Origin of the sequence: Streptomyces sp. NPDC001851 (assembly GCF_040297165.1) — a bacterium.
Classification (GTDB): domain Bacteria; phylum Actinomycetota; class Actinomycetes; order Streptomycetales; family Streptomycetaceae; genus Streptomyces.
The window spans coordinates 1-1200 of sequence record NZ_JBEOYR010000083.1 but is presented as its reverse complement, the minus strand read 5'-3'; the positions used below and the strand labels follow the sequence as shown (position 1 = coordinate 1200).

Annotated in this window: 1 protein-coding gene; it reads right to left on the bottom strand. The window is 66.0% G+C overall.

Annotation, left to right across the window (positions count from 1 at the left end; genetic code table 11):
- A partial coding sequence (locus tag ABT171_RS41625; protein WP_351252159.1) for an MFS transporter occupies positions 1 to 1180 on the bottom strand: 1180 nt, incomplete at its 3' end.
- Between the last annotated feature and the right edge of the window lie 20 nt (positions 1181 to 1200).

Genomic DNA, 1200 nt, shown 5'->3' with positions numbered 1-1200 from the left:
CGTGGGTGCCGGATGTGGGGAACAGGTTGAACATCAGCGCCACCAGCGCAGCCCCCGAGGTTTGCCCCAGCAGGCGCGCGGTGCCCAGCATGCCGCTGGCGCCGCCGCTGCGGTTGCGCGGCGCGGCGGAGATGATGGTGTGGTTGTTGGGCGACTGGAACAGGCCGAAACCGGCGCCGCACAGTATCATTCGCCAGAAGATGTCCATAATCGACGGCGACGCCGGCAGCAACGCCAGAGAGAACAGTCCGAGCGCGAACACCGCCAGCCCAATGCAGCCCAGTAGGCCGGCGTGCACGCGCTCCACCAGCCGGCCGGCGATCGGCGCCATCACCACGATCGCCAGCGGCCACGGCGTCAGCAGCAGCCCGGTCGCCACCTCGTCGCGGCCCAATGCACTTTGCAGGAAGAACGGCAACGACACCATCGCCAGCATTTGCGCGGCGAACGAACAGATTGATGTGCCCATCGACAGGGCGAAGATCGGGATGCGCAGCAGGTCGACGGGCAGCAGAGGGAATTCCTGGCGTAACTGACGGCGCACGAACACCGCGCCAATCGCCAGCAGCGCGGCGATCTCGCTGAAGATCAGCGTCAGGCTCTGGCCCTGGGCGAAGCCGCTGATGGCGGTGATCAGCAGGCCGAAGGTCAGCGCGTTCAGCACGGCGCTGGTGGGATCGAAACGGCGGTTATCGCTTTTTTGGCCGTTGGCCGGCAGGAATTTCATCCCCAGCAGCAGCGCGACGATGCCGATCGGCAGGTTGATGGCGAACAGCCATTGCCAGGATGCGACCGACAGGATCGCCGCCGCCACCGTCGGCCCGGCCGCCGAGGAGCAGGCGACGATCAGCGAGTTGATGCCCATGCCGCGGCCGAGAAAACGCTGCGGGTAGATGATGCGGATCAGCGCGGTGTTGACGCTCATGATAGCGGCGGCGCCAAAGCCTTGCAGCACGCGGGCGATGGTCAGCGTGAGCAGCGAGTCGGACAGGGCGCAGAACAGTGAGGTGATGCTGAACACCAGCAACCCGGCCTGATAGATGCGGCGGTAGCCGACCAGATCGCCGAGCGACGCCAGCGACAGCAGAGAGACGGTGATCGCCAACTGATAGGCGTTGACCACCCAAATGGAACTGGCCGGGCTGGCGTTGAGATCGCGAGCGATGGTGGGCAGCGCCACGTTGGCTATCGCGCCGTCGA